The organism is Muribaculum intestinale, assembly GCF_002201515.1.
Taxonomy (GTDB): domain Bacteria; phylum Bacteroidota; class Bacteroidia; order Bacteroidales; family Muribaculaceae; genus Muribaculum; species Muribaculum intestinale.
In genome coordinates this window covers 271,226-291,297 of the sequence record NZ_CP021421.1, presented here as the reverse complement: position 1 = coordinate 291,297, position 20,072 = coordinate 271,226, and the positions used below count along the sequence as shown (strand labels likewise).

General features: G+C 53.4%; 19 protein-coding genes. 5 read left to right on the top strand and 14 right to left on the bottom strand.

Annotated features, from left to right (window positions below; translation table 11 throughout):
• Nucleotides 1-40: 40 nt before the first annotated feature.
• From crcB to ADH68_RS01320, 11 genes are all read right to left on the bottom strand, one after another.
• Entirely contained in the window at nt 41-412 is a 372-nt protein-coding gene (crcB, locus tag ADH68_RS01370) for a fluoride efflux transporter CrcB (RefSeq protein ID WP_068960112.1), read from the bottom strand.
• A 44-nt stretch (nt 413-456) separates the two neighbouring features.
• Nucleotides 457-1,143 carry a 2,3-diphosphoglycerate-dependent phosphoglycerate mutase gene (gpmA, locus tag ADH68_RS01365; protein ID WP_068960113.1) on the bottom strand — a complete coding sequence of 229 codons (687 nt, stop codon included), beginning with the start codon at nt 1,141-1,143 and terminating at the stop codon, nt 457-459.
• A gap of 120 nt (nt 1,144-1,263) precedes the next feature.
• Nucleotides 1,264-2,247, bottom strand: coding sequence for an urea transporter (locus tag ADH68_RS01360; protein WP_068960114.1), 984 nt, complete (start codon nt 2,245-2,247; stop codon nt 1,264-1,266).
• 55 nt (nt 2,248-2,302) lie between these two features.
• Nucleotides 2,303-3,247 carry an urease accessory protein UreD gene (locus ADH68_RS01355; protein WP_232321444.1) on the bottom strand — a complete coding sequence of 315 codons (945 nt, stop codon included), beginning with the start codon at nt 3,245-3,247 and terminating at the stop codon, nt 2,303-2,305.
• A gap of 32 nt (nt 3,248-3,279) precedes the next feature.
• A complete protein-coding gene (gene ureG / locus ADH68_RS01350; protein ID WP_068960115.1) occupies nt 3,280-3,909 on the bottom strand; it encodes an urease accessory protein UreG in 630 nt (209 codons plus the stop codon).
• Nucleotides 3,910-3,964: 55 nt separating this feature from the next.
• The gene (locus ADH68_RS01345) at nt 3,965-4,648 is read right to left on the bottom strand and encodes an urease accessory protein UreF (RefSeq protein ID WP_068961996.1); all 684 of its coding nucleotides are present in this window, start codon (nt 4,646-4,648) and stop codon (nt 3,965-3,967) included.
• 27 nt (nt 4,649-4,675) lie between these two features.
• Nucleotides 4,676-5,332, bottom strand: coding sequence for an urease accessory protein UreE (locus ADH68_RS01340; protein WP_068960116.1), 657 nt, complete (start codon nt 5,330-5,332; stop codon nt 4,676-4,678).
• 115 nt (nt 5,333-5,447) lie between these two features.
• Complete coding sequence (locus ADH68_RS01335) at nt 5,448-7,166, bottom strand: urease subunit alpha (protein ID WP_068960117.1); 1,719 nt, start codon at nt 7,164-7,166, stop codon at nt 5,448-5,450.
• Between the two features lie 5 nt (nt 7,167-7,171).
• Nucleotides 7,172-7,783 carry an urease subunit beta gene (locus ADH68_RS14190; RefSeq protein ID WP_084273940.1) on the bottom strand — a complete coding sequence of 204 codons (612 nt, stop codon included), beginning with the start codon at nt 7,781-7,783 and terminating at the stop codon, nt 7,172-7,174.
• Between the two features lie 24 nt (nt 7,784-7,807).
• Nucleotides 7,808-8,110 carry an urease subunit gamma gene (locus ADH68_RS01325; protein ID WP_068960118.1) on the bottom strand — a complete coding sequence of 101 codons (303 nt, stop codon included), beginning with the start codon at nt 8,108-8,110 and terminating at the stop codon, nt 7,808-7,810.
• Nucleotides 8,111-8,214: 104 nt separating this feature from the next.
• Complete coding sequence (locus ADH68_RS01320; RefSeq protein ID WP_068960119.1) at nt 8,215-8,904, bottom strand: DUF4136 domain-containing protein; 690 nt, start codon at nt 8,902-8,904, stop codon at nt 8,215-8,217.
• A gap of 226 nt (nt 8,905-9,130) precedes the next feature.
• Between ADH68_RS01320 and ADH68_RS01315 the strand changes: the two genes are divergently transcribed.
• The 3 genes from ADH68_RS01315 to ADH68_RS01305 are packed head-to-tail and all read left to right on the top strand — an operon-like array spanning nt 9,131 to nt 11,365.
• On the top strand, nt 9,131-9,370 hold the full coding sequence (locus ADH68_RS01315) for a hypothetical protein (RefSeq protein ID WP_068960120.1): 240 nt from the start codon (nt 9,131-9,133) through the stop codon (nt 9,368-9,370).
• Nucleotides 9,336-10,412: an agmatine deiminase family protein gene (locus tag ADH68_RS01310; protein WP_088294757.1), complete on the top strand. Its 1,077-nt coding sequence runs from the start codon at nt 9,336-9,338 to the stop codon at nt 10,410-10,412. The genes ADH68_RS01315 and ADH68_RS01310 overlap by 35 nt, the downstream gene beginning before the upstream one ends.
• Before the next feature lie 59 nt (nt 10,413-10,471).
• Entirely contained in the window at nt 10,472-11,365 is an 894-nt protein-coding gene (locus ADH68_RS01305; protein ID WP_068960122.1) for a carbon-nitrogen hydrolase, read from the top strand.
• Nucleotides 11,366-11,432: 67 nt separating this feature from the next.
• On the opposite strand, the gene porU is transcribed toward ADH68_RS01305, so the two are convergent.
• The 3 genes from porU to ADH68_RS01290 form a co-directional block, all read right to left on the bottom strand.
• Nucleotides 11,433-14,732, bottom strand: a complete 3,300-nt coding sequence (gene porU, locus ADH68_RS01300) for a type IX secretion system sortase PorU (RefSeq protein WP_068960123.1) — start codon at nt 14,730-14,732, stop codon at nt 11,433-11,435.
• Nucleotides 14,733-14,860: 128 nt separating this feature from the next.
• Entirely contained in the window at nt 14,861-15,406 is a 546-nt protein-coding gene (locus ADH68_RS01295; protein ID WP_068960124.1) for a hypothetical protein, read from the bottom strand.
• On the bottom strand, nt 15,403-16,074 hold the full coding sequence (locus ADH68_RS01290; protein ID WP_068960125.1) for a redox-sensing transcriptional repressor Rex: 672 nt from the start codon (nt 16,072-16,074) through the stop codon (nt 15,403-15,405). The genes ADH68_RS01295 and ADH68_RS01290 overlap by 4 nt, the downstream gene beginning before the upstream one ends.
• A 120-nt stretch (nt 16,075-16,194) precedes the next feature.
• On the opposite strand from ADH68_RS01290, the gene ADH68_RS01285 reads away from it, so the two are divergent.
• On the top strand, nt 16,195-17,364 hold the full coding sequence (locus ADH68_RS01285; RefSeq protein WP_068960126.1) for an MFS transporter: 1,170 nt from the start codon (nt 16,195-16,197) through the stop codon (nt 17,362-17,364).
• A 185-nt stretch (nt 17,365-17,549) separates the two neighbouring features.
• Nucleotides 17,550-19,892: a type I DNA topoisomerase gene (gene topA / locus ADH68_RS01280; protein ID WP_068960127.1), complete on the top strand. Its 2,343-nt coding sequence runs from the start codon at nt 17,550-17,552 to the stop codon at nt 19,890-19,892.
• Nucleotides 19,893-20,072: the final 180 nt, after the last annotated feature.

Genomic DNA, 20,072 nt, shown 5'->3' with positions numbered 1-20,072 from the left:
TCCCGGCAGAGGGTATGGAAAAATAAGGTTGTCACTCCGATTAGCGGATGAGAGCGCGGCCGCCCCATACCAGGAGCACGCCGAGGATTACGCTCAGAGCGAGGTAGAGGATAAATGTTGTCCAGTCGCCTTTCGAACCGAGTACCCACATATCGTCGGCAAAGGATGAGAATGTGGTGAAGCCGCCGCAGAATCCGGTAATCAGCAATACGTTTTCGCCCGGTGTCATTACGTGTGCTTTCTCAAGCAGTCCGAAGAAGAGGCCGATGATGAAGCATCCGATGATGTTGACCAGGAATGTGCCCATTGGGAATGAGCCGTGCCACATGCCGGCACACCATTTTCCGACCAGATAACGTCCGCAGGTGCCGACAAATCCGCCGCAGCCCGCCAGTAGCATAGCTTTAATCATAGTGAAGAATTTTGTGTGTTGATACTTAGATGTTTATATTGCTCCTACAGGTAATATTCCTTTATAACAGAGAGTTTGTCGTCGAGTTCGAATACCCAAGGCTTGCCTGTCGGAATTTCGACCCCTACGATTTCGTTGTCGTCGAGATGGAGCAGCATCTTGGCGAGAGCTCGCAGACTGTTGCCGTGGGCTGCCACGAGCACTGTGTCGTAGAGGTTGAGTTTAGGCTCGATTATCTCCGACCAGCAGGGTGCCACACGTTTTATGGTGTCGGCAAGCGATTCGGTAAGCGGCAGTTCCTCAAAGGCCAGCCCGTCGTAGCGTGGGTCGTTGCCGGGATAGCGTGGGTCCTCGATGTCGAGCGATGGGGGTGCCACGTCAAAACTGCGGCGCCAGATGTGTACCTGTTCGTCACCGTACTCCTTGGCGGTCTCCGCTTTGTTGAGGCCCTGGAGGGCACCGTAATGGCGTTCGTTGAGATGCCAGTCCTTTATCACCGGTATCCAGCAGCGGTCCATGGCTGTGGCGGCTATATCGAGGGTGTGTATGGCGCGTTTCAGATAGGAGGTGAAGTAGTAGTTGGGCAGTATGCCGGCAGCGAGCAGTTTCTCGCCGGCTTCCCGTGCTTCCCGGCGTCCCTGGTCGGTAAGTTCGACATCGGTCCAGCCGGTAAATCTGTTTTCCAGATTCCATTGGCTTTGGCCATGTCGCAGAAGAATAAGACGTTTCATTAGAGCTTGTTTAATAATATATCGTTGATATATTTTTGTATTTGCATTAAAAGCAGGCAAGAGATTGAATGATTATAAAGCTACCCTTTGTGTCGGCAACATTTATTATTAGCCAAGCTCTTAGTGTGCTGATTTTTGGCGTGATTCCTGGAGTTTGTACATCGGGAGCATGAATATCCATGTGGCTATACAGAACGGTGCTGTGAGTGTGGCCAGTCCTACGGGCTGTAGCAGAATATCCATTCCGAACTGTACGAATACAGTGAACACCACTGCCGACAGTGAATAGAAGAATGATTTCAGTCCGGGCTTATAGAATGTGCATCCGACAGCTATGCCTGTCAGTACGGGCGAGAATCCGTAGAGACCCTCTGTGATGTCGGGGTGGGAGGCTCCAAAGAATATAGCCATGAAGAGGGCCACTGCAGCGCTGAGCATAGCCCAAAAAGCGGCCCAACGGCTACATAGCGCAAGCCCTACGATGAAGAAGATGCCTGTAATCCATGAGTTTACGAGGAACACCTGAGAGATGCCTTTTAGCCAGTATACTACAAGGTCGGTAAAGGTATACTGAAGGTCGCCCGATGTGATTTCCGTAGGGAGCGAGGCTATGGACTCGCCTGCCGGTGTAAGGTGGGCCATATCGCGCGCCGACAGGAGTATAAGCCACGATATGAGGATAAAGGGGAATGTGTAGGATGTGGTCTTGAACGGAGCGAAGACATTGTTGAGCCCGCGCCGGGCTACTACGGTAAGGGCCGAGCCTATAATCATGGCAATCCACGACCACACTGTGTTGTCGAGGAAAGTGAATACCGCACATCCCACAAGTATGCCGTTGAATCCCCACAGTCCCTGGTCGCCGTCGGTCTTCGACTCAAATATGTAGCCTGTAGCTGTCGACACGATAAGTCCGGCGAGTGCACCCCATGCCACTACAGGCATGTGTTCGCCATACGGTGCTTCGAGATAGCATCCGGCGAAAATGCCGATGATAATTAGCAGGCCGGTCCAGGCACTTCCCTGAAACATGACCTGTCCGGCGCCTTTGAGAGTCCCGTTCACATAAGTGGCGAAGCTCCGGTTGTTAGGTTGAGTAGACATATGTTATGATTTTTATAGAGCGCGAGTCAGATGTGTCTGACAGTGCCCTCTGGGTTCATCGCCATGGAAAGTCGGGGAGAAGTGGATGCCCCTTGACACTCATCCTTACAGTGGATGCGAAACTTCTAACGGCCTTTTTCACAGGCTCGGTCTCCATACCCATCACCTTGAACAGGAGCCCGGCGTTGTTGGGCAGACGGGTTATGCCTGTGGCGAGGTCGCCATTGTTGCTGAATCCGGCTTCGGTGGCATTGTATATCTCCTCGGCTTTGTCGGGTGGAGTGAGCACAATCACGTTGGCAAACATCTGATAGCGCCCCATGATACCGAGCATCGAAGGGTTCTGGGCCTTTGGCTCGATTACGAACTTCTCGCGGAAAAGCCGTTGGCCGTCGGGTCGCCGGGCCTCGCATGTCACCGACAGAATGTCGTAGTCGAATATTTCGGGCTCGTCGCGGTGCTTACGTCCGCAGGAGAATATCTCGCTGTAGAATAGTGTGGCCGTAGGGGCGCAGGTGATATCGGTGAGAGTAACGTATCGTGCCGTGCGGCATGGGATGGTAGGCTCGGGCATAAACTCCAGGTAGGAGTCATCCTCAAGTACGATATTCTGGCATAGGGCCGAGAAGTTGTCGTTCATCTCGGCTATCTTTGTGGCGGCGCCGGTGGTGACATGGGCAATGGAGCCTTTGCGCATCATGATTTCCTGCTCGTAGCGGTCACCGTCGACATTCGGGCCGCCCGACGACAGGATATAGACCACGGGCATGGCAGGCATCCCTTCGTCGCAGTAGAGCTCCTGCTGCACAATCAGCGGAGCCATGCGCTGGAGGTCGCGCATTATACTTTTGCCCGACTTGTCGAGCTCGAATCCCAGACGCAGGTATCCAACCTTGCCCGGCGCGCCTATATACATGGCGCGCGTGGGGTGGTTGTATGGCTGCATCTCCCGCGTGGCAGTCACGCGTTGCATTTCCTTGCTGTTGATTACATCTTTCATAATGCTACAGTCGGGCAATCGGTGGTACAAAGTTACTTGTTCTGACCCGGATGGTCAAAGAGTGCCATGGCCTTTATCAGGCTTACGAGCTCGTCGATGCCTTCGCCGGTCATGCAGTTGGTAAATACGAATGGCTTTCCGGGGCGCATCAGCTTAGAGTCGTGGTCCATCACCTCAAGCGACGCATGCACGTAGGGCGCAAGGTCGGTCTTGTTGATTACGAGAATGTCACTCTGCGATATTCCGGGACCGTCCTTGCGGGGAATCTTGTCGCCGGCGGCCACGTCGATGACGTAGATGAAGAAGTCGACGAGAGCCGGGGAGAAAGTAAGGGTGAGGTTGTCGCCTCCGCTTTCGATAAACACAATGTCGGTGTCGGGAAACTTGGCCTCCATTTCCTCGACGGCGGCTATATTCATCGACGGGTCCTCGCGCACGGCCGTGTGGGGGCACGCGCCGGTCTCTACGCCAATGATACGGTCTTCCACAAGCACACCTTTGAGCATGCGCCTTACATGCTTGGCATCCTCGGTGGTGACGATGTCGTTGGTGATAATCAATACTTTGAAGCCCTCTTTTACAAGAGTGGGAGTGATGGCTTCGATAAGGGCGGTCTTGCCGGATCCTACCGGCCCGCCTACTCCTATGCGGCAGGTTGACATTATACTTGAATTTTGGAGAATAAATTGATGTTATTAATACGGGGACGCGTGGTGTTTAGTTCATGAACATGCGCATCTCGCCCTTTTCATGCAGCGACGCCATAAGGTCGATGCCGGGCACGAATGCCCTCATGTCGTCGTAATCCAGAGCGCGGATGGCCTCGTAATCTTTTTCGAGCACGGGTGCGAGGTCGTAGAGTATCTTCTGGGTGTCGTAGTGCGATACCCTCACGCAGCGCAATGCTGCGCCGAGAATCATGTTGGCAACTCCGAACGCCTGCGATGTAAACATGTCGCTTTCGGATATTCCGGCGGCATGCATTACAACGGCCTGTACTATAGGGTATGTGCCGTGGATGTCGCCCGAGTTTATGTCGGCGAGCATACGCTCTACCAGCGGCGACGGGGCCACGTGCACGGCGAGTTCGGCGAGTTTCTTACCCATGCGTAGCACCATCTGCCGCGCCTCGTCGTTCATCTTGCAGAGTATCACCTCGGTGTCGGCGCGCTTTATGTCGTCGTAATCTCCGCGCTCGGCGGCCCGGTATGCATGTAGTGATGCTATGCCGTCGGAGTATATGCTCTGGATTGTGGCGGCGCGTACATATGAGGCGAGAGTGGCGGCGTCGTGCACGATATGTTCGTGGCTTGCTGTCTCGAGTCCGTTTGAAAACGAGAAGTTGCCCACCGGAAACTGTGAGTCGCTCATCTCAAGCAGACGCATTGTGGCGGTAATCATAAGCATGGGTGATTTCGTTGGTGGAGATTAGTGTTCGTGGGTATGGAAGGTATGGCCTCCGTCGTGGCTGTGGGGCACTGCGTGTCCGTCGTGTCCGTGGGCGTCTGTTGTGATGCCGGGTGTGTGGTCGTGCACGTGGGCATGGCTCTCCTGCGATGTGCCTCCGAATAGATTGCGTATCTCGTGGGGGGCGAGATAGGGTATCACGGCCGAACCTTCCTCGAAACTGTAGGTTACGCCGGGTATGGCGTGTGTGTCCATTACCGATTTCATTACCTTGCGGTCGACTGTCAGTGGCACATATACTTTGGTGCCTTTTATTACGGCAGGCCAGTGCTGGTTGCCTATGGCGTGACCAAGTTCGATGCAGGTCTGGATTATCTGTAGCTTGTCGAGTTTCTCGATTTCCGACAGGTCAATCACGAATACGGGGTTGAGTTCGATGGCCGCTACGAGCGCACGTCGGTTGTCGTTGTCGATTTCGAGTATGTCGCCCTCGATTAGCTGGTGGTTGCGTTTGAGGGCCACGGCACACTGTGTGCCTTTGTCGCCTGTGACTATGAAACGGCTCTTCTGGGCCGTCCACTGGTCGAGATGCAGATATTCGATATCGTAACCGTCGATTTTTGTGGCAAGATTCTTGTCGGCGTGAATGTTTCCGATTACTTCGCTGAAAATCTTCATAGTGTGAGGGGTAATATTTTAACTTATCTTATAAAGGAAAAAGCGGTGCCGGAGTCTCCGGGGTTGCGGAGCCCGGCACCGTGTATTAGTGTCAGTAAATTGTGGCAAAATATTGTCAGCTGAACCAGTACAGCTGGGCCAGGGGCAGTACAGGTGCCGGCGGCACGTAGGCAAGCTCTCCGTCGACGTATGCGTAAAATGTCTCCGGATTAATCTCGATACGCGGCATGGCTGTGTTGCGTACCATGTCGGTCTTTGCGAGCTGACGTGTGCGGCTTACACCGTAGCACTGACGTGTAAGGCCGAGCTTCTCCGGCACTCCGGCCTCGATTGAAGCCTGCGACATGAAGTTGACGCATGTCGCTCCGATAGCCTTGCCCTCGGCGCCGAACATCTTTCGCATGTATATGGGCTGCGGGGTAGGAAGTGAGGCGTTGGGGTCGCCCATCTGTGCCCAGTTTATGAATCCGCCCTTGATTACCATCTTAGGCTTCGTGCCGAAGAAAGCAGGCTCCCAAAGCACGAGGTCGGCCATCTTGCCCGGGGCTATTGAGCCGAGTATATCGCTGATACCGTAGCATATGGCGGGGTTAAGTGTAATCTTGGCGAGATAACGAAGCACACGGAAGTTGTCGTTGTCGTCGCTGTCCTCGCGCAGTTTGCCTCGTACCGACTTCATGTAGCTGGCCATCTGGAATGTACGCATGAACGATTCACCCACACGTCCCATGGCCTGGCTGTCGGAACTTACCATCGACAGGATACCGAGGTCGTGGAAGATATTTTCCGCCGACTGTGTCTCCGGACGCACACGGCTCTCGGCGAATGCCACGTCGCTCGGGATGTTGGGGTTAAGGTTGTGGCATACCATAATCATGTCAAACAGCTCGGCCTTCGAGTTGATGCCGAATGGAAGTGTCGGATTGGTCGACGACGGGAGCACGTTGGCAAGCGACGCCACTTTAAGAAGGTCAGGAGCATGTCCGCCTCCTGCGCCCTCGGTATGGTATGTGTGGATTGTACGGCCGTCAAGGGCGGCGATTGTATCCTCGACAAATCCACTCTCGTTGAGCGTATCGGTGTGTATGGCCACCTGTACATCCATGCGGTCGGCACAGTCAAGACATGCTCGGATGGCTGCTGGAGTCGCCCCCCAGTCTTCATGAATCTTGAATCCGCACGCGCCGGCAAGAATCTGTTCCTCCAATGTGGCGTTGACCGACGAGTTGCCCTTGGCGAGTGTGCCATAGTTGATAGGTATTGACTCATAAGCCTCAAGCATCTTGTGGACATTCCATACACCGGAAGTAATCGTGGTGCCGTTGGTTCCGTCGGTCGGGCCGATGCCGCCTCCGATAAGGGTTGTTATACCGTTGGAGAGGCAGTGGTAGGCCTGCTGTGGATCCACATGGTGTACGTGGCCGTCGATACCGGCGGCGGTAAGGATAAGATGTTCGCCTGAGATGGCGTCGGTCGACGGACCTGTGACCAGTGTAGGTGTCACACCATCCATCACATCCGGATTGCCAGCCTTGCCTATGCCTGCGATTTTGCCATCCTTTATGCCCACGTCGGCCTTGATTACGCCGAGCAGCGGGTCGATGATGGTTACGTTGGTGATGACAAGGTCGAGCGAACCTTCTGATGTTGTGTAGCGGTTGGCAAGGCCCATGCCGTCGCGCAGAGTCTTACCGCCACCATATACTACCTCGTCGCCATAGGTGCGGAGGTCCTTTTCTATCTGTACATACAGGTCGGTGTTGCCAAGACGTATCTTATCGCCTGTGGTCGGACCGAACAGCATGTTATTCTGTTGTCTTGATATAGTAGCCATAGTGCTTATGATTCTTTAGTGGTAAACTCTGCGTCGGCTTCGTCCTCGCTTACATCTTTGAAGCCGTATTCGTTCATCTTGCGGAAAGCCTTCATCTTTACAGGATAGTATGTCGGGGTGTCTTGTCCGCCGGTGTATCCGTTGACCAGGTCGTTGAAACCCCATATACGCTGCTTGCCGCCATAGCTTACAAGTTCTACCTCTTTCTCCTCGCCCGGCTCAAAGCGGATGGCAGTTGTGGCCGGGATGTTGAGGTGGCATCCGAATGCCTTCTTGCGGTCAAACTCCATGTAGCGGTTTACTTCGAAGAAGTGGAAGTGACTGCCAATCTGTACCGGACGGTCACCGGTATTGCGTACCTTTAGCCTTACGGTATAGCGGTTGGTGTTGTATTCGATAGGGTTGGATGCAAGTATCACTCCGCCTACCGGCACGTAATCCTTGGGCTTGAATCCGGGAGTCACAGGTGTGTAGATAGGTGGCACTCCATTGTATACTTCAGTCGGCGTGTCGACCGATTTCGGAGGATTCTGTTTGCTGTATCCGTCAATGTTTACGGGGGGATTGCCCGGCGCCTGCTGATCGGTAGCGGGCTTTTTTGTATTGTCGGTTGCCATGATTGTCTCGCTTTTTAGGTTTGGTTACTTGATAGGGTGGTGTATGCTCACCAGTCGCGAGCCGTCAGTAAACACAGCCTCGACCTGGAGCAGCGAAATCATATCGGCCACTCCCTCCATTACATCGTCTTTGGTAAGAACTGATGCGGCGAGTGTCATTACTTCCTCAACGGTTTTTCCGGCTCTGGCTTCTTCCAGAGCTGCCGACGTGATATATGCCACAGCCTCGGGATAGTTCAGCTTGAGTCCGCGGTTTTTGCGGCGTTCGGCTATGATACCGAGATTGAGCAGCATGAGCTTGTCGATTTCTTTCGGTGTAAGATGCATAGTTAAATGTGGTTATAAGTTCTATGATAATAAACACATGTCGGAATAAAAAGTTAGGAAAAATTCCGACAATATGTGTTAACGTTCATGCCTTCGTGTCAGGCTTAGTGCATGCCACGGTAGCGGGGTTCTATTTCTACGGGGAAGCGCGAGAACAGTTTGGCAACGGCCTCGGCGATGGAGCTGAGGTTGCGGTACTGCGAGTTGCCCGAGTCGATGATTGTCGCTACCGACGATGAGTACAATGGTGTCATCGTGTCGATGTTTACCATATCCATGGTGAGCACGCCCTCTTTGTAGACTCCAGTCACCACCTGCATGTTGGCATATCGGGCTGAGTTCCAGTAGCGTTGACGCGGATATATATAGTAGGGATAAAGTCCGTTGTAGTATGGGCCGGACACAGCCGGTCCAAGTCCGGGACCTGATGGAGGTGGTGGCACCTGCGGACCGAGACCGGGTCCTCCGGATGGTGCAGGCGGTAGCGCCGGTTCGGTAGTCACCTCTTTGTGGATTGTGACGGCGAAGTTTATCAGCAGCGGAGAGGCTGCGCTCTCGGTGTATCCTCTCTCAAGCATTTGCTCGCGTATGGCCGCTGCGATATTGTAATATGTGACCATCTCCATTCCCGGAGGCAGTTTGCCCATCGTCGGGTCTACAATGCGGAAAGTCTTGTATTCCGACAAGTCGGAATTATTGTATGTCTGGCTGTTGACAAGTGCGAACTGTGAGCATCCTGCCACGACTGCCGCGGCCATTATGCCTATGGATGCCAGTAATATGCGGTATCTCATATCTTCACGTTTTGATTATTAAACATGGCGCGCCGTGCAATAGTTTTTAAATCTGTGTTGAGACAATGATTTTATGTGTTTTTGATATGATACAATATTAAACTTATTAAAAAATGACAATTAATTTTGAATATATTGCAGGTTGATGTAAATTTGAAGCGGAATTGCCGGAAATGCACTTACGGCTTTAATAAACGATAAATTACCTTAGCATAACATAAAAAACATGAGCGATATTACCGAAGTGTTCCTTAAGGTCATCGGCCAGTATGGAAGCGTAGATATAGCTGATGCTGAATTTAAAAAGATGATTCATGAGGATCCGGAGCTACGTAGCGAGTATCGCGAATGGTGCGACGCGGTAGGCTCCTCGGAGAAAAACGGTTTTCTCGACTACTGCGAGGAATATCTTGACAATCAAAGTTCGATTTATGACACACTCACCGACGATGATATCGAGTTGTGATGCGGATGGCGTGTCATCGCGTCGTCTTCCGGCAGAGTGGGAGCGACAGGGTGCCGTGCTACTTTCCTGGCCTCATGAGGATACCGACTGGGCTCCAATGCTTGATGAGGTAAGAGAGTGTTTCACGGAGATAGCCCGGGCTATTGCCGACGAGCAGACGCTTGTAATCGTTGCCCCCGACACCGCTCCCGCCCGAAAGGCTCTTGAACGGCATCCGCATGCCGGGAGGATACTGTATCTTGACTGTCCCACCAACGATACATGGGCCCGTGACTTCGGCGCTATATGTGTGGAGACGCCCGGAGGCTGGGAAATCACCGACTTCAAGTTTAACGGCTGGGGGCTTAAGTTTTCGGCTGACCGCGACAATCTCATCACGCAGCGCATGGTCGAGGCCGGCCTGTTGCGTGGCAGGTATGTCAACCGACTGGGATTTGTGCTCGAAGGTGGCAGTATAGAGAGCGATGGCCGCGGCACTATGCTTACAACCTCGGAATGTCTGCTGTCGCCAAACCGCAACGGCGACCTGTCGCGCTCCGAGATTGAGTCGCGCCTAAAGGAGTATTTCTGTCTTGAGCATGTGTTGTGGCTCGACCACGGCTATCTTGCCGGGGACGATACCGACAGCCATATCGATACTCTCGCGCGTCTGGCTCCCGACGACACGATACTGTATGTAGGATGTAACGACGAGTCCGACCCCCATTATCCCGCTCTTCAGGCCATGAAGCGTCAGCTGATGGAGATGCGTACCCCCGCAGGGATACCGTATAATCTCATTGAGTTGCCGTGGCCCGACGCCATATACGACGAGGAGGGCAACCGGCTGCCGGCTACTTATGCCAACTTCCTTATAATGAACGACACGATACTGATGCCGTCGTACGGGCAGCCACGCCACGACGAACTTGCCGCCAGAACTGTGCGCATATCCTTTCCCAACCATAAGGTGAGGAGCATTGATTGCCGCCCTCTGATTAAGCAGCATGGGTCGCTGCATTGTGTGACAATGCAGTTGCCGCAGGATGTGTTGCCGGTATGAGTATGTCGCTGATATATCACAATGTGGCTGATGTATCCAAATCATAACTATCAAAACCTATGAAAAAAAAATCAATATTGCGTGTAGGACTTGTCCAACAGGCGAATAACGGTGATATTGCCGACAACCGTTCCCGTCTTTGTGAGAAAATGCGACGGCTGGCCGCTGATGGAGCTCAGCTTATCGTAAATCAGGAGTTGCACGATTCGCTCTATTTCTGCCAGACGGAGTCGACCGACATGTGTGACCTTGCCGTGGCTATCCCCTCGGATGTCACCGAGACATATTCCGTTCTCGCCGCCGAGCTCGGGGTAGTAATCGTGACCTCTCTTTTCGAGCGTCGCGCTCCGGGACTTTATCACAACACTGCGGTTGTCTTTGAGGCTGACGGCAGTGTGGCGGGCATGTACCGCAAGATGCATATACCCGACGACCCGGCATATTACGAGAAGTTTTATTTCACTCCAGGCGACCTTGGATTCGAACCTATCGACACTTCGGTAGGACGGCTGGGTGTGCTCGTGTGCTGGGACCAGTGGTATCCGGAGGCAGCACGCCTTATGGCATTGCGCGGAGCGGAGATTCTGATATATCCCACCGCAATAGGCTGGGAGAGTACTGATACAGCCGAGGAGAAAGAGCGTCAGCGCGAGGCCTGGACTGTGGTGCAGCGCGGCCATGCAGTAGCCAACGGACTCCCTCTCGTAGCCGTCAACCGAGTGGGTCATGAGCCCGACCCGTCGGGCGCCACCAATGGCATACAATTCTGGGGATCGTCGTTTGTGGCCGGCCCTCAGGGCGAGTTGCTGTTTCGTGCGTCGGACAGCGATGAGGCGGTGGAGATTGTCGACATCGACATGCATCGCTCAGAACAGGTGCGCCGGTGGTGGCCTTTCCTGCGCGACCGTCGTATAGACGCATACCACGGGCTCGACCGTCGCTATCTTGTGTGACTGTCAGATAGCACAGCCAGCTATACAATATTATAAATTAGTGTGGAGTATGCCTGCGAGGGGATGGTCAGCGGAGCACAGTGAATGTCAGCGGAGCTGAAGATGTGTGCCGGATACCGTCGGTGACAAGAATCGAGGCAGTGTATGAGCCGTCGTCTATCGGCTTGTCACTGAGGTCGCGCAGGTCCCACTCCCAGTTTTCCACTCCGGCTGTAACTTTGGCGTTGGCCACGGTGTTTCCGTTGCGGTCGGTTATCAGCATAGTTACTTCCGGAGTGCCTGACAGATAGGTGTGCTCAATGCGGAAGATTGCTTTGTCGCGCGCCACTGAGGCAAGACACTCCAGAGAGGCAGACATCTCGGTCGACACATACTCAAATGTGACGTCGCTCATGCTGCGGTTGCCGGCGTTGTCGCTCACGCTCAGGGTGGCGGTATGGCGTCCGTCGGCAAGATTGCCTACGTGCATTGATATCACTGCACTGCCGTCGGTCTGCGGCATGCAGTACACGGCTGCGTTGTCGAGTATTTTCCCGTCGACCCACATATGCATTGTAGTCTCGAGCGGTACGGCTCCTATGGCTATTCCCGACAGGTCGGCTCCGACTACGGCATAAAGCATATCGTCAGGTGATGTCACGATATTTTCTTTGTTTCCGGCATAAAACTCAATTATGTCGGGAGAAGTCGTATCCTCTGCCCCGTCGTTAGTCTCTGCCGATACGGTCAGCCCTTCGAGCTCGCCGGATGCGGCCCGTGAGGTATCCTCGGATTCGGCATATACGGTAATACGAATCGAGTTTTCGGCCGCCTGCCGCGGTATGATTACAGTGGCTTCATATTTTCCTCCGGCGACTTCGGCGGCTACAGTCGCTACAGGTATTGATCCGCATATGTATGTCGCTCCCTTGGCTTTTGGGTCGCGTATGCCGCGTGTCACCTGGGGAATGTCTTCAAGATTGACGCGTATTATGGCTTTGCCGTCAAAGTCGGCGATGCATTCGCCGAGAGTGTCGCATATCGTGCCGCTTATTCTTACGGGTGTGAGAGGCGTGATTTCAGTCGACTGACTATCATCGGCAAGCCTGATTGCCGCATTGTATTCGGGGAAGCGCAGGGGCAGTTCGGGGTCGCCGAGAAGATTGCGGTTGAGATCGTTGATGGAGTAGCGGGTACTGTTCATGTGGTACCTAATACATTCGTTGCGTATATTTAGCCAGAGCTCGCCCAGAGTGATGCTTTTCTTGATTCCGGCGATATGGCGGCCTATTATGGTGTGGGCGTTTTCATTGCCTCTGGCCCATGACTTGCGGGCGTATACGATATTGGCTATCGATGAGTTGGGGGCAAGCAGCGATTCTACCCCGAGAGTCGATTTAGTGCCGTCGAAATGGCCGAGATTGCAGGTGCTCAGTATCATTATCGGCATAGACTCGTTGGTCCATCCGAATGTCTCGTGCGAAGAGATGCCATACTTTCCGGTGGCAAACCCTTCGAATGCGGAATGTCCGATATAATGGATGAATCCAAGGCCTTCGTGTACATGGCGGCTTATTGATTTGTTGAGCTGAGGCGAGGCGGTTTTATAGTCGTCGGGAAAGAAGTCGATATAATTCTTTATTGTTATGTCGCCCTGTCGGGATGCGATTTCCTGAGCCACTGTGTCGAGATGTTCCGGATACTGCCCTTCGTCGACATTGTCGGCGATGTATATGTGGCTGTTGGCTGAGCGCTGCCAGTAGGGAGTGGTCATGAAACGCCTGATTTTGTTGTTTACGGCAATGGCCTGGGAGGGTGTGTGTACCGGTATGCGTCCTACGGCAATCAGCGGATACTGGTGCCATATGGTGTTGGGGTTGTAGTCGTCGGCAATCATCGCGAAGTAACTGTCGGCGCAGTATGACTGCGACGAGCTGTACATATAGGTGTCCTGCGAGCATTCGCGCACCGGCAGTATCGGCATGGAGTGGGTGATATGGCGCATGTCCTGTGAGCCTGCTCCGTAGAGTAGCAGCGAGCGTAGTTTGCGGGGATTGCGGTCATAGAGCATCTTTACAAAACGGCGTATCGCCATGGCCGAGAATGCTCCGGATGAGTATTCGTTGTATATCTCTTCAGCGTCGGCCACGAGTACATCGATGCCCTGCTCCTTGCGGTGGATTTCGGCGAGCTGCTCGGCCTGCGGGCGGAGTGAGCCAAGGGTCACGATAACCATGTGGGGGGTAGAGGATGCGTGTAGATTCTGATTCTTCAGGCCGTCATCCACGATTTCCGGCACATATAGTTGTGCTTTCGGGTCAAACAGTATTATTGTCGCTGTATTTGACGCAGGGGTGAGTTCGGAGTTTTCTATATGGTAGGGGCGTACCGACTCTGCCGACGACACATCCCAGGCGAGTGCTCCGTCAGGAATGTTAACCAGTCTCATGTTCTGACCTGACTGTACGGAGGCGAACATGCGCCGCTGCGGGTCGCTCCCCAGAGTGTTGAGCCGGGTGAATGATATCGCAGTATGGTCCATGGCTGCGAATGAGCCGCCAGGACGTGGATTTTTAAGGCTGATATCGATGTGGATGGAGTCGGTGTTGGCTTGTGACTGGTCAAAGGTGAAGTCGGTGTATCCGGTGCGGCGCACGAGCGATGAGGGGTTGGATATGCCGAGACCGTTTGATGTGCGCACTTTTACCTGAGGCGAAATTGCTATCGTTATAGAATCGTTTTCTTCCGACACCCAGGCATATCCGAGCCTTACGGTGCCGGAGTAGTCGGCATCGGCTATAGGGAAACGGTAGGATGTGGGTGAGTGGCTTTCAAGCATTGCATCAAACCACCGCTCGCCGAGCGACTCATAGCTCTGTATCTCTCGGTTCTCGGTGTAGGTGGCGATGTGGGTTTCTGAGGCTCTTGAGTTGCGTTTGTATGGTATCGGCTCAGTATTATATTCCGAATCGTGAGCATCAGACAGGAAATAGTACCCGTCAAATGTGTATGGGTTGAAGGCAATGTTGGCCGTCATTCCCGACATGGTGATTTTCTCGCCGGCATGGCCGTAGAAAATCAGTTTACCATCGGTGTGTGCCGACATCTGTCTTGGCAGGTCGTCGGGGAGAGATGTTGAGAACCGGTCGTCGCGAAACATTGCTCCGCCATATCCGTATACTCCTACTTTCTCCGGATTGGCAAATCCGAGCGAGCGGAGTGTCGAATCCGTTATCTGCTGTATGCCGGTGTGGCTTACCTTTACCTTTACCCATTTTCCTGTGGCCAGAAGAGATGATTCGGCGTAATATGAACTGTCGTGGGCTGAAACTGCTGTGGCCGACAGTATCAGGGCTGCAATCAGGGTGATAATGGTATGATGTCTCATCCGGGATACAGGTAGATTGGTGTTGATGAATAAAGACGGTTGCCGGTATCGTCAGGCAAACGTCGGTAATATAAATTGCTACGCAGGCAGAGGCATATGCCGTCTGCCGCTCTTCTCCTGAGGAGCGGTTACTTTATATTGAATGAAAGCAGGGTCGTTCCGTTGATTCCACCCTCCCAGTGTGTGTCGAGGGGCGGGTTGTCCATAGGAGCGAATGTGCACAGGCCTATTATGTCGCCCATCTTCATTGTGGCAAATTCGCTGAATCTCTCTATTATGGCCGGCGCGAGGTCGAGTTGCGGGCCAAGCGATACATTTGCTGTGGGAGTTGACACTTCAATGTTTTTATCGGCGGGCAACGGCATCCAGTCACCTGTGATGAAGGCTCCGTCGAATGCGTCGAGCAGTCCGTTGGCCGTGTCATGCGGTACGGGTCGCGGCATTACGCCGATTGTGATGGCGTCGAAATAACGGCCGGCAAATTTCGCTCCGATACAGTGGCCGAGGCGCGATATGCGCAGCGCCAGCACAGTCTCCAGTCTCCATTCCGGAGCGAAGGGTGGTATGAACCACGGGCGTCCTGTGCGCAGAATGGCGGAGTCGGGGACTACAGTCACCGGTGTGGCGGAGTCGAAATGGGCGTCGGGACGCCTCATGCTTACTACCGCTTTCATGATTCGAGTGAGTTTTTGAGTCCGAGTCTGTTGTACATTACCGCCAGATGTGCGTATATTGATGTATTGGTAATGACAATGTCTTCAGGCGCTGTGATGCGGAACGGTGTGAAGTTCCACAGCGCTTTTATTCCGGCGTCGACCATTATATCGCATACTTCCTGGGCTACATGGATGGGCACGGCTATTATGCCGATGTCAGCCTTCAGCGACGGGATAAGCTGTGCGAAGCGGTTCATGTCGTAAATGGGTACTCCGCATATGTCAGTGTCGACGACATCGGGATTGATGTCGAATCCGGCTACTATGCGCAGGCCGTAGTTTACCAGTCCGGAATCCTGTATGAGCGAAGCCCCGAGGCTGCCTACGCCTATCATCACGGCGTTGTGTCCTCGTTTGAATCCGAGGAAATCCTGTAGCTCGTGTTCAAGCACGGCAACTTCGTATCCTATGCGAGTCTTGCCCTTTATGTTGAGGAACGACAGGTCTTTGGCTATCATCGAGGCGTCTACATTGATTTCTTTAGAAATCTGGGTCGAAGATACATAGTCGACTCCCCGCTCTTTCAGCAGCCCTACATAAGCGAGATACCATGGCAGACGGCGCAGCGTGGGCTCGGGGAGCTCACGTAATGGTGCCTGTGATTGTATTTGTATATTTTCGCTCACGTTGATGTATCAGTATTTTGGTACGCAAAATTACAAATTTTTTCTCCGATATGCCACTCTTTGAGTCGTTAAAAGGATATATTGTGTAAATTTGCGCCCGATTTTACCCGTTATTTACCTATGAATAAAAGAGGATTGTTTGCTTTGGCGCTTGGAACGTTTGCGCTTGGAATCACTGAATATCTTACTATGGGTATTCTTGGTATGCTTGCCGCCGATATGGATGTCAGCATATCCGGCGCCGGCGCCTTCATCTCGGCTTACGCCGGGGGAGTGTGTGTGGGCGCTCCTGCTCTGCTGTTTGCGAGAAAGATGGCTTTGAAGAAACTCATGCTGCTGCTTGCGGCTGTCATAATGGTGGGCAATCTGCTCGCTGCTGTAGCACCCGGTTTCTGGACATTCTGTGCGGCGAGATTCATATCCGGTCTGCCCCACGGCGCGTATTTCGGAGTCGGGGCGATAGTGGCCCGCAAACTTGCGTCGCCGTCAAAGGCCGCCAGCGCTGTGGCCATAATGATTGGAGGCATGACTGTGGCCACTCTTGTCGGTGTCCCCGCCGGTACGCTCATATCCAATGTCGCCTCGTGGCGTCTGGCCTATGTTGTGGTAGGATTGAGTGCCGCGGCTACTTTCATGGCTATACGGTACTGGGTGCCTGCCGTGCCTGGGCTTGAGGATATGGGATTCAAAGGTCAGTTCCGGTTTATGCGCACTCTGCCGCCATGGCTTATTTTCGGAGGAGTGCTGTTGGGCCAGATCGGCATCTACAGCTGGTACAGCTTCATTGACCCGCAGCTGACGATTGTGGCCGGATTTTCACGCGACTCGATGTCGTGGCTGATGGTCCTTGCCGGATTCGGCATGTTTGCCGGCAATCTTGTAGCCGGACGTCTTGGCGACCGATTCAAGCCGGCAGCCGTGGCCGCGAGTGTACAGGCGTCGGCCATACCGGTGCTTGTGCTGTTTTTCTATTTGGGCCATTACAAGCTCGCCGCCGTATTGCTTATGGTGCTCGGCACCGCTGCGCTGTTCGGGTCGGGCAGTCCGCTCCAGAGCGATATCGTGGGTTATGCCCGCGGAGGCGAGATGCTCGGGGCGGCATGCATACAGATTGCTTACAATGCGGGCAATGCGATTGCCGCATGGTTTGGAGGGAAGGTCATCAACTATACCGACAGCTACATGGCGCCTGCTGTGGTAGGGCTGCCGCTGGTGGCCGTCGGAGCTCTGATGCTGATGTACCTTTATTATCATTACGAGCGGCGCAACGGTGTGCCACAGGCCCGCTGACACGCGTAGTGATGGCGAACTTTAATTGCGCGCGGATGTTTCATCCATGTGCACGGATTTGTCAGAGGAAAAACGCCTTATGGAGCGCTGAAAACCGTCTCCGCGAAAAAATTGGGCATTTTTATAGACAATCTATTAACACTTTTTCCTAATTTTGTCGAAATTTTTCATCCACAAAACTGAAAATGCCTAAGAATTTAGTAATAGTCGAATCGCCCGCAAAGGCCAAAACCATAGAGAAGTTTTTGGGAAATGACTACAAGGTAATGTCGTCATACGGCCATATCCGTGACCTCAACAAGAAGAAGTTCGGCATAGACATCGACAATGGTTTTGCGCCTGTCTATGAGATACCCGACGATAAGAAGCAGCTGGTTGATGACCTTCGCAAGGCTGTCAAGGCTGCCGACGTCGTATGGCTGGCATCTGATGAGGACCGCGAGGGTGAGGCTATAGCATGGCATCTGTGCGAGGTGCTTGGTCTTGACCCGGCCACCACGCGGCGTATCGTATTCCATGAAATTACCAAAAAGGCCATAGAGGAGGCTATAAAACATCCTCGCGCTATCGATCTCAACCGTGTCGACGCCCAGCAGGCCCGGCGTGTGCTTGACCGTATAGTGGGCTTCGAGCTTTCTCCGGTGTTGTGGAAGAAAATCAAACCGGCATTATCGGCCGGACGTGTACAGTCGGTGGCTGTAAGGCTTATTGTGGAGCGTGAGCTTGAAATCAAAAATTTCAAGGCCGAGCCCTACTATCGTGTCAATGGCGAGTTTATCACCTTGGGTGGCGCGCCTTTGGCCGCCCAGCTTGAACGCCGTCTGCCCGACAGCGCGAGCGCCGAGGCTTTGCTTGAGGCTTGCCGCGATGCACGGTTTACCATTACCGATGTCATTACAAAGCCTGTCACAAAATCGCCGGCGCCTCCGTTTACCACCTCGACACTTCAGCAGGAGGCCGCACGCAAACTCGGAATGACTGTGTCGCAGACGATGATGGTGGCCCAGAAGTTGTATGAGGCCGGACACATTACTTATATGCGTACCGACTCTCTCAATCTGTCGACTCTTGCGGTCAACGCTATCTCGGAGGAGGTGACACGACGCCTTGGCGACGAGTATCTAAAAGTGCGCCGTTATCATACTAATTCCAAAGGTGCCCAGGAGGCCCACGAGGCTATACGTCCTACTGATGTACATGTGGCCGAAATTGAAGGAACGTTGCAGGAGAGACGCCTGTATTCCCTTATCTGGAAGCGTACCATCGCTTCGCAGATGGCCGATGCGCGTATCGACCGTACTACTGTAGATATCTCTCCCTCGACATGCGCCGACCATTTTACGGCCAGTGGCGAGGTGATACGTTTCGACGGCTTCCTGCGTGTATATATCGAGGGCCGCGACGATGACAGTGCCGACGGCGGCGGCGAGTCGCGTCTGCCGGCCATGAAGAGCGGCGACACTGTCGACATGCGCTCGATTGTAGCCACCGAACGCTTTACGCAACATCCTCCGCGATACACCGAGGCTTCGCTTGTGAAGAAGATGGAGGAGCTGGGTATCGGACGTCCGTCTACATATGCCCCCACAATATCCACCATCCAGGCCCGTGAATATGTGGAGAAGGGCGAGAAAGAGGGTGTGGAGCGCGTCTACGAGGTGCTTTCGCTTGACTCGGAGGGCAAGATTGCGCGTTCGACACGTTCGGAGATGACCGGTTCGGAGAAGGGCAAGCTCGTACCTACCGACATAGGTATGGTTGTCAACGAATTCCTCATAAAATATTTCCCCTCTATTCTCGACTATGATTTCACTGCCCGCATGGAGGAGAAGTTCGACGATATAGCCGAAGGCCAGCTTAAGTGGAACAGCGAGATAGGCGATTTCTACAAGGTATTTCATCCCGATGTGGAGCAGGCCAACAACATGCGTCTCGAACACCGTGTGGGAGAGCGTCTGCTTGGCACCGACCCTGCCACAGGAAAGCCTGTGAGTGTGAAAATAGGACGTTTCGGCCCGCTTGTGCAGATAGGCGGCGCGGATGGCGATGACGACAAGCCTCAGTTTGCGTCGCTGCTCAAGGGGCAGTCGCTGAGCACGCTTACTCTGGAGGAAGCCCTGAAACTGTTTGAATTCCCGCGCACGCTCGGCGAGTTTGAGGGGAAGACGGTCACTGTGGCCATCGGCCGTTTTGGCCCGTATGTGCGTCACGACGGTAAGTTCGTGTCCATACCCAAGGGGCTTGCCCCTGCTGCAATCACCCTGCCGGAAGCCGAAGAACTCATAGTAGCCAAGCGCGACAGCGAGAGCAAGAAGGTAATCAAGACATTTGAGGGTGAGGGCGACATGCAGATACTCAACGGCCGTTATGGCGTTTACTTCACATACAATAAAAACAACTATAAACTGCCGCGCGGACTTGAGCATCCCGAGAATCTTACACGCGAAGAGTTGCTGAAAATGGCCGAGGAGCAGGATGCAAAGCCCAAAAAGACCACCTCGCGCCGCACATCCTCACGTAAAAAATAAGAGCTTGTTTAATAATAAATGTTGCCGCCAGGGTCGTATAGCTTGAGTCGATTTTCTACATGTGACGAAGGTGTGTACTTTATGTACATGACAGCAGGAGCAAAACGAAAAGCGGCCAAGATATACGAGGGGTAGCTTTATAATCATTCAATCTCTTGCCTGCTTGTGAGGTAAATGCAA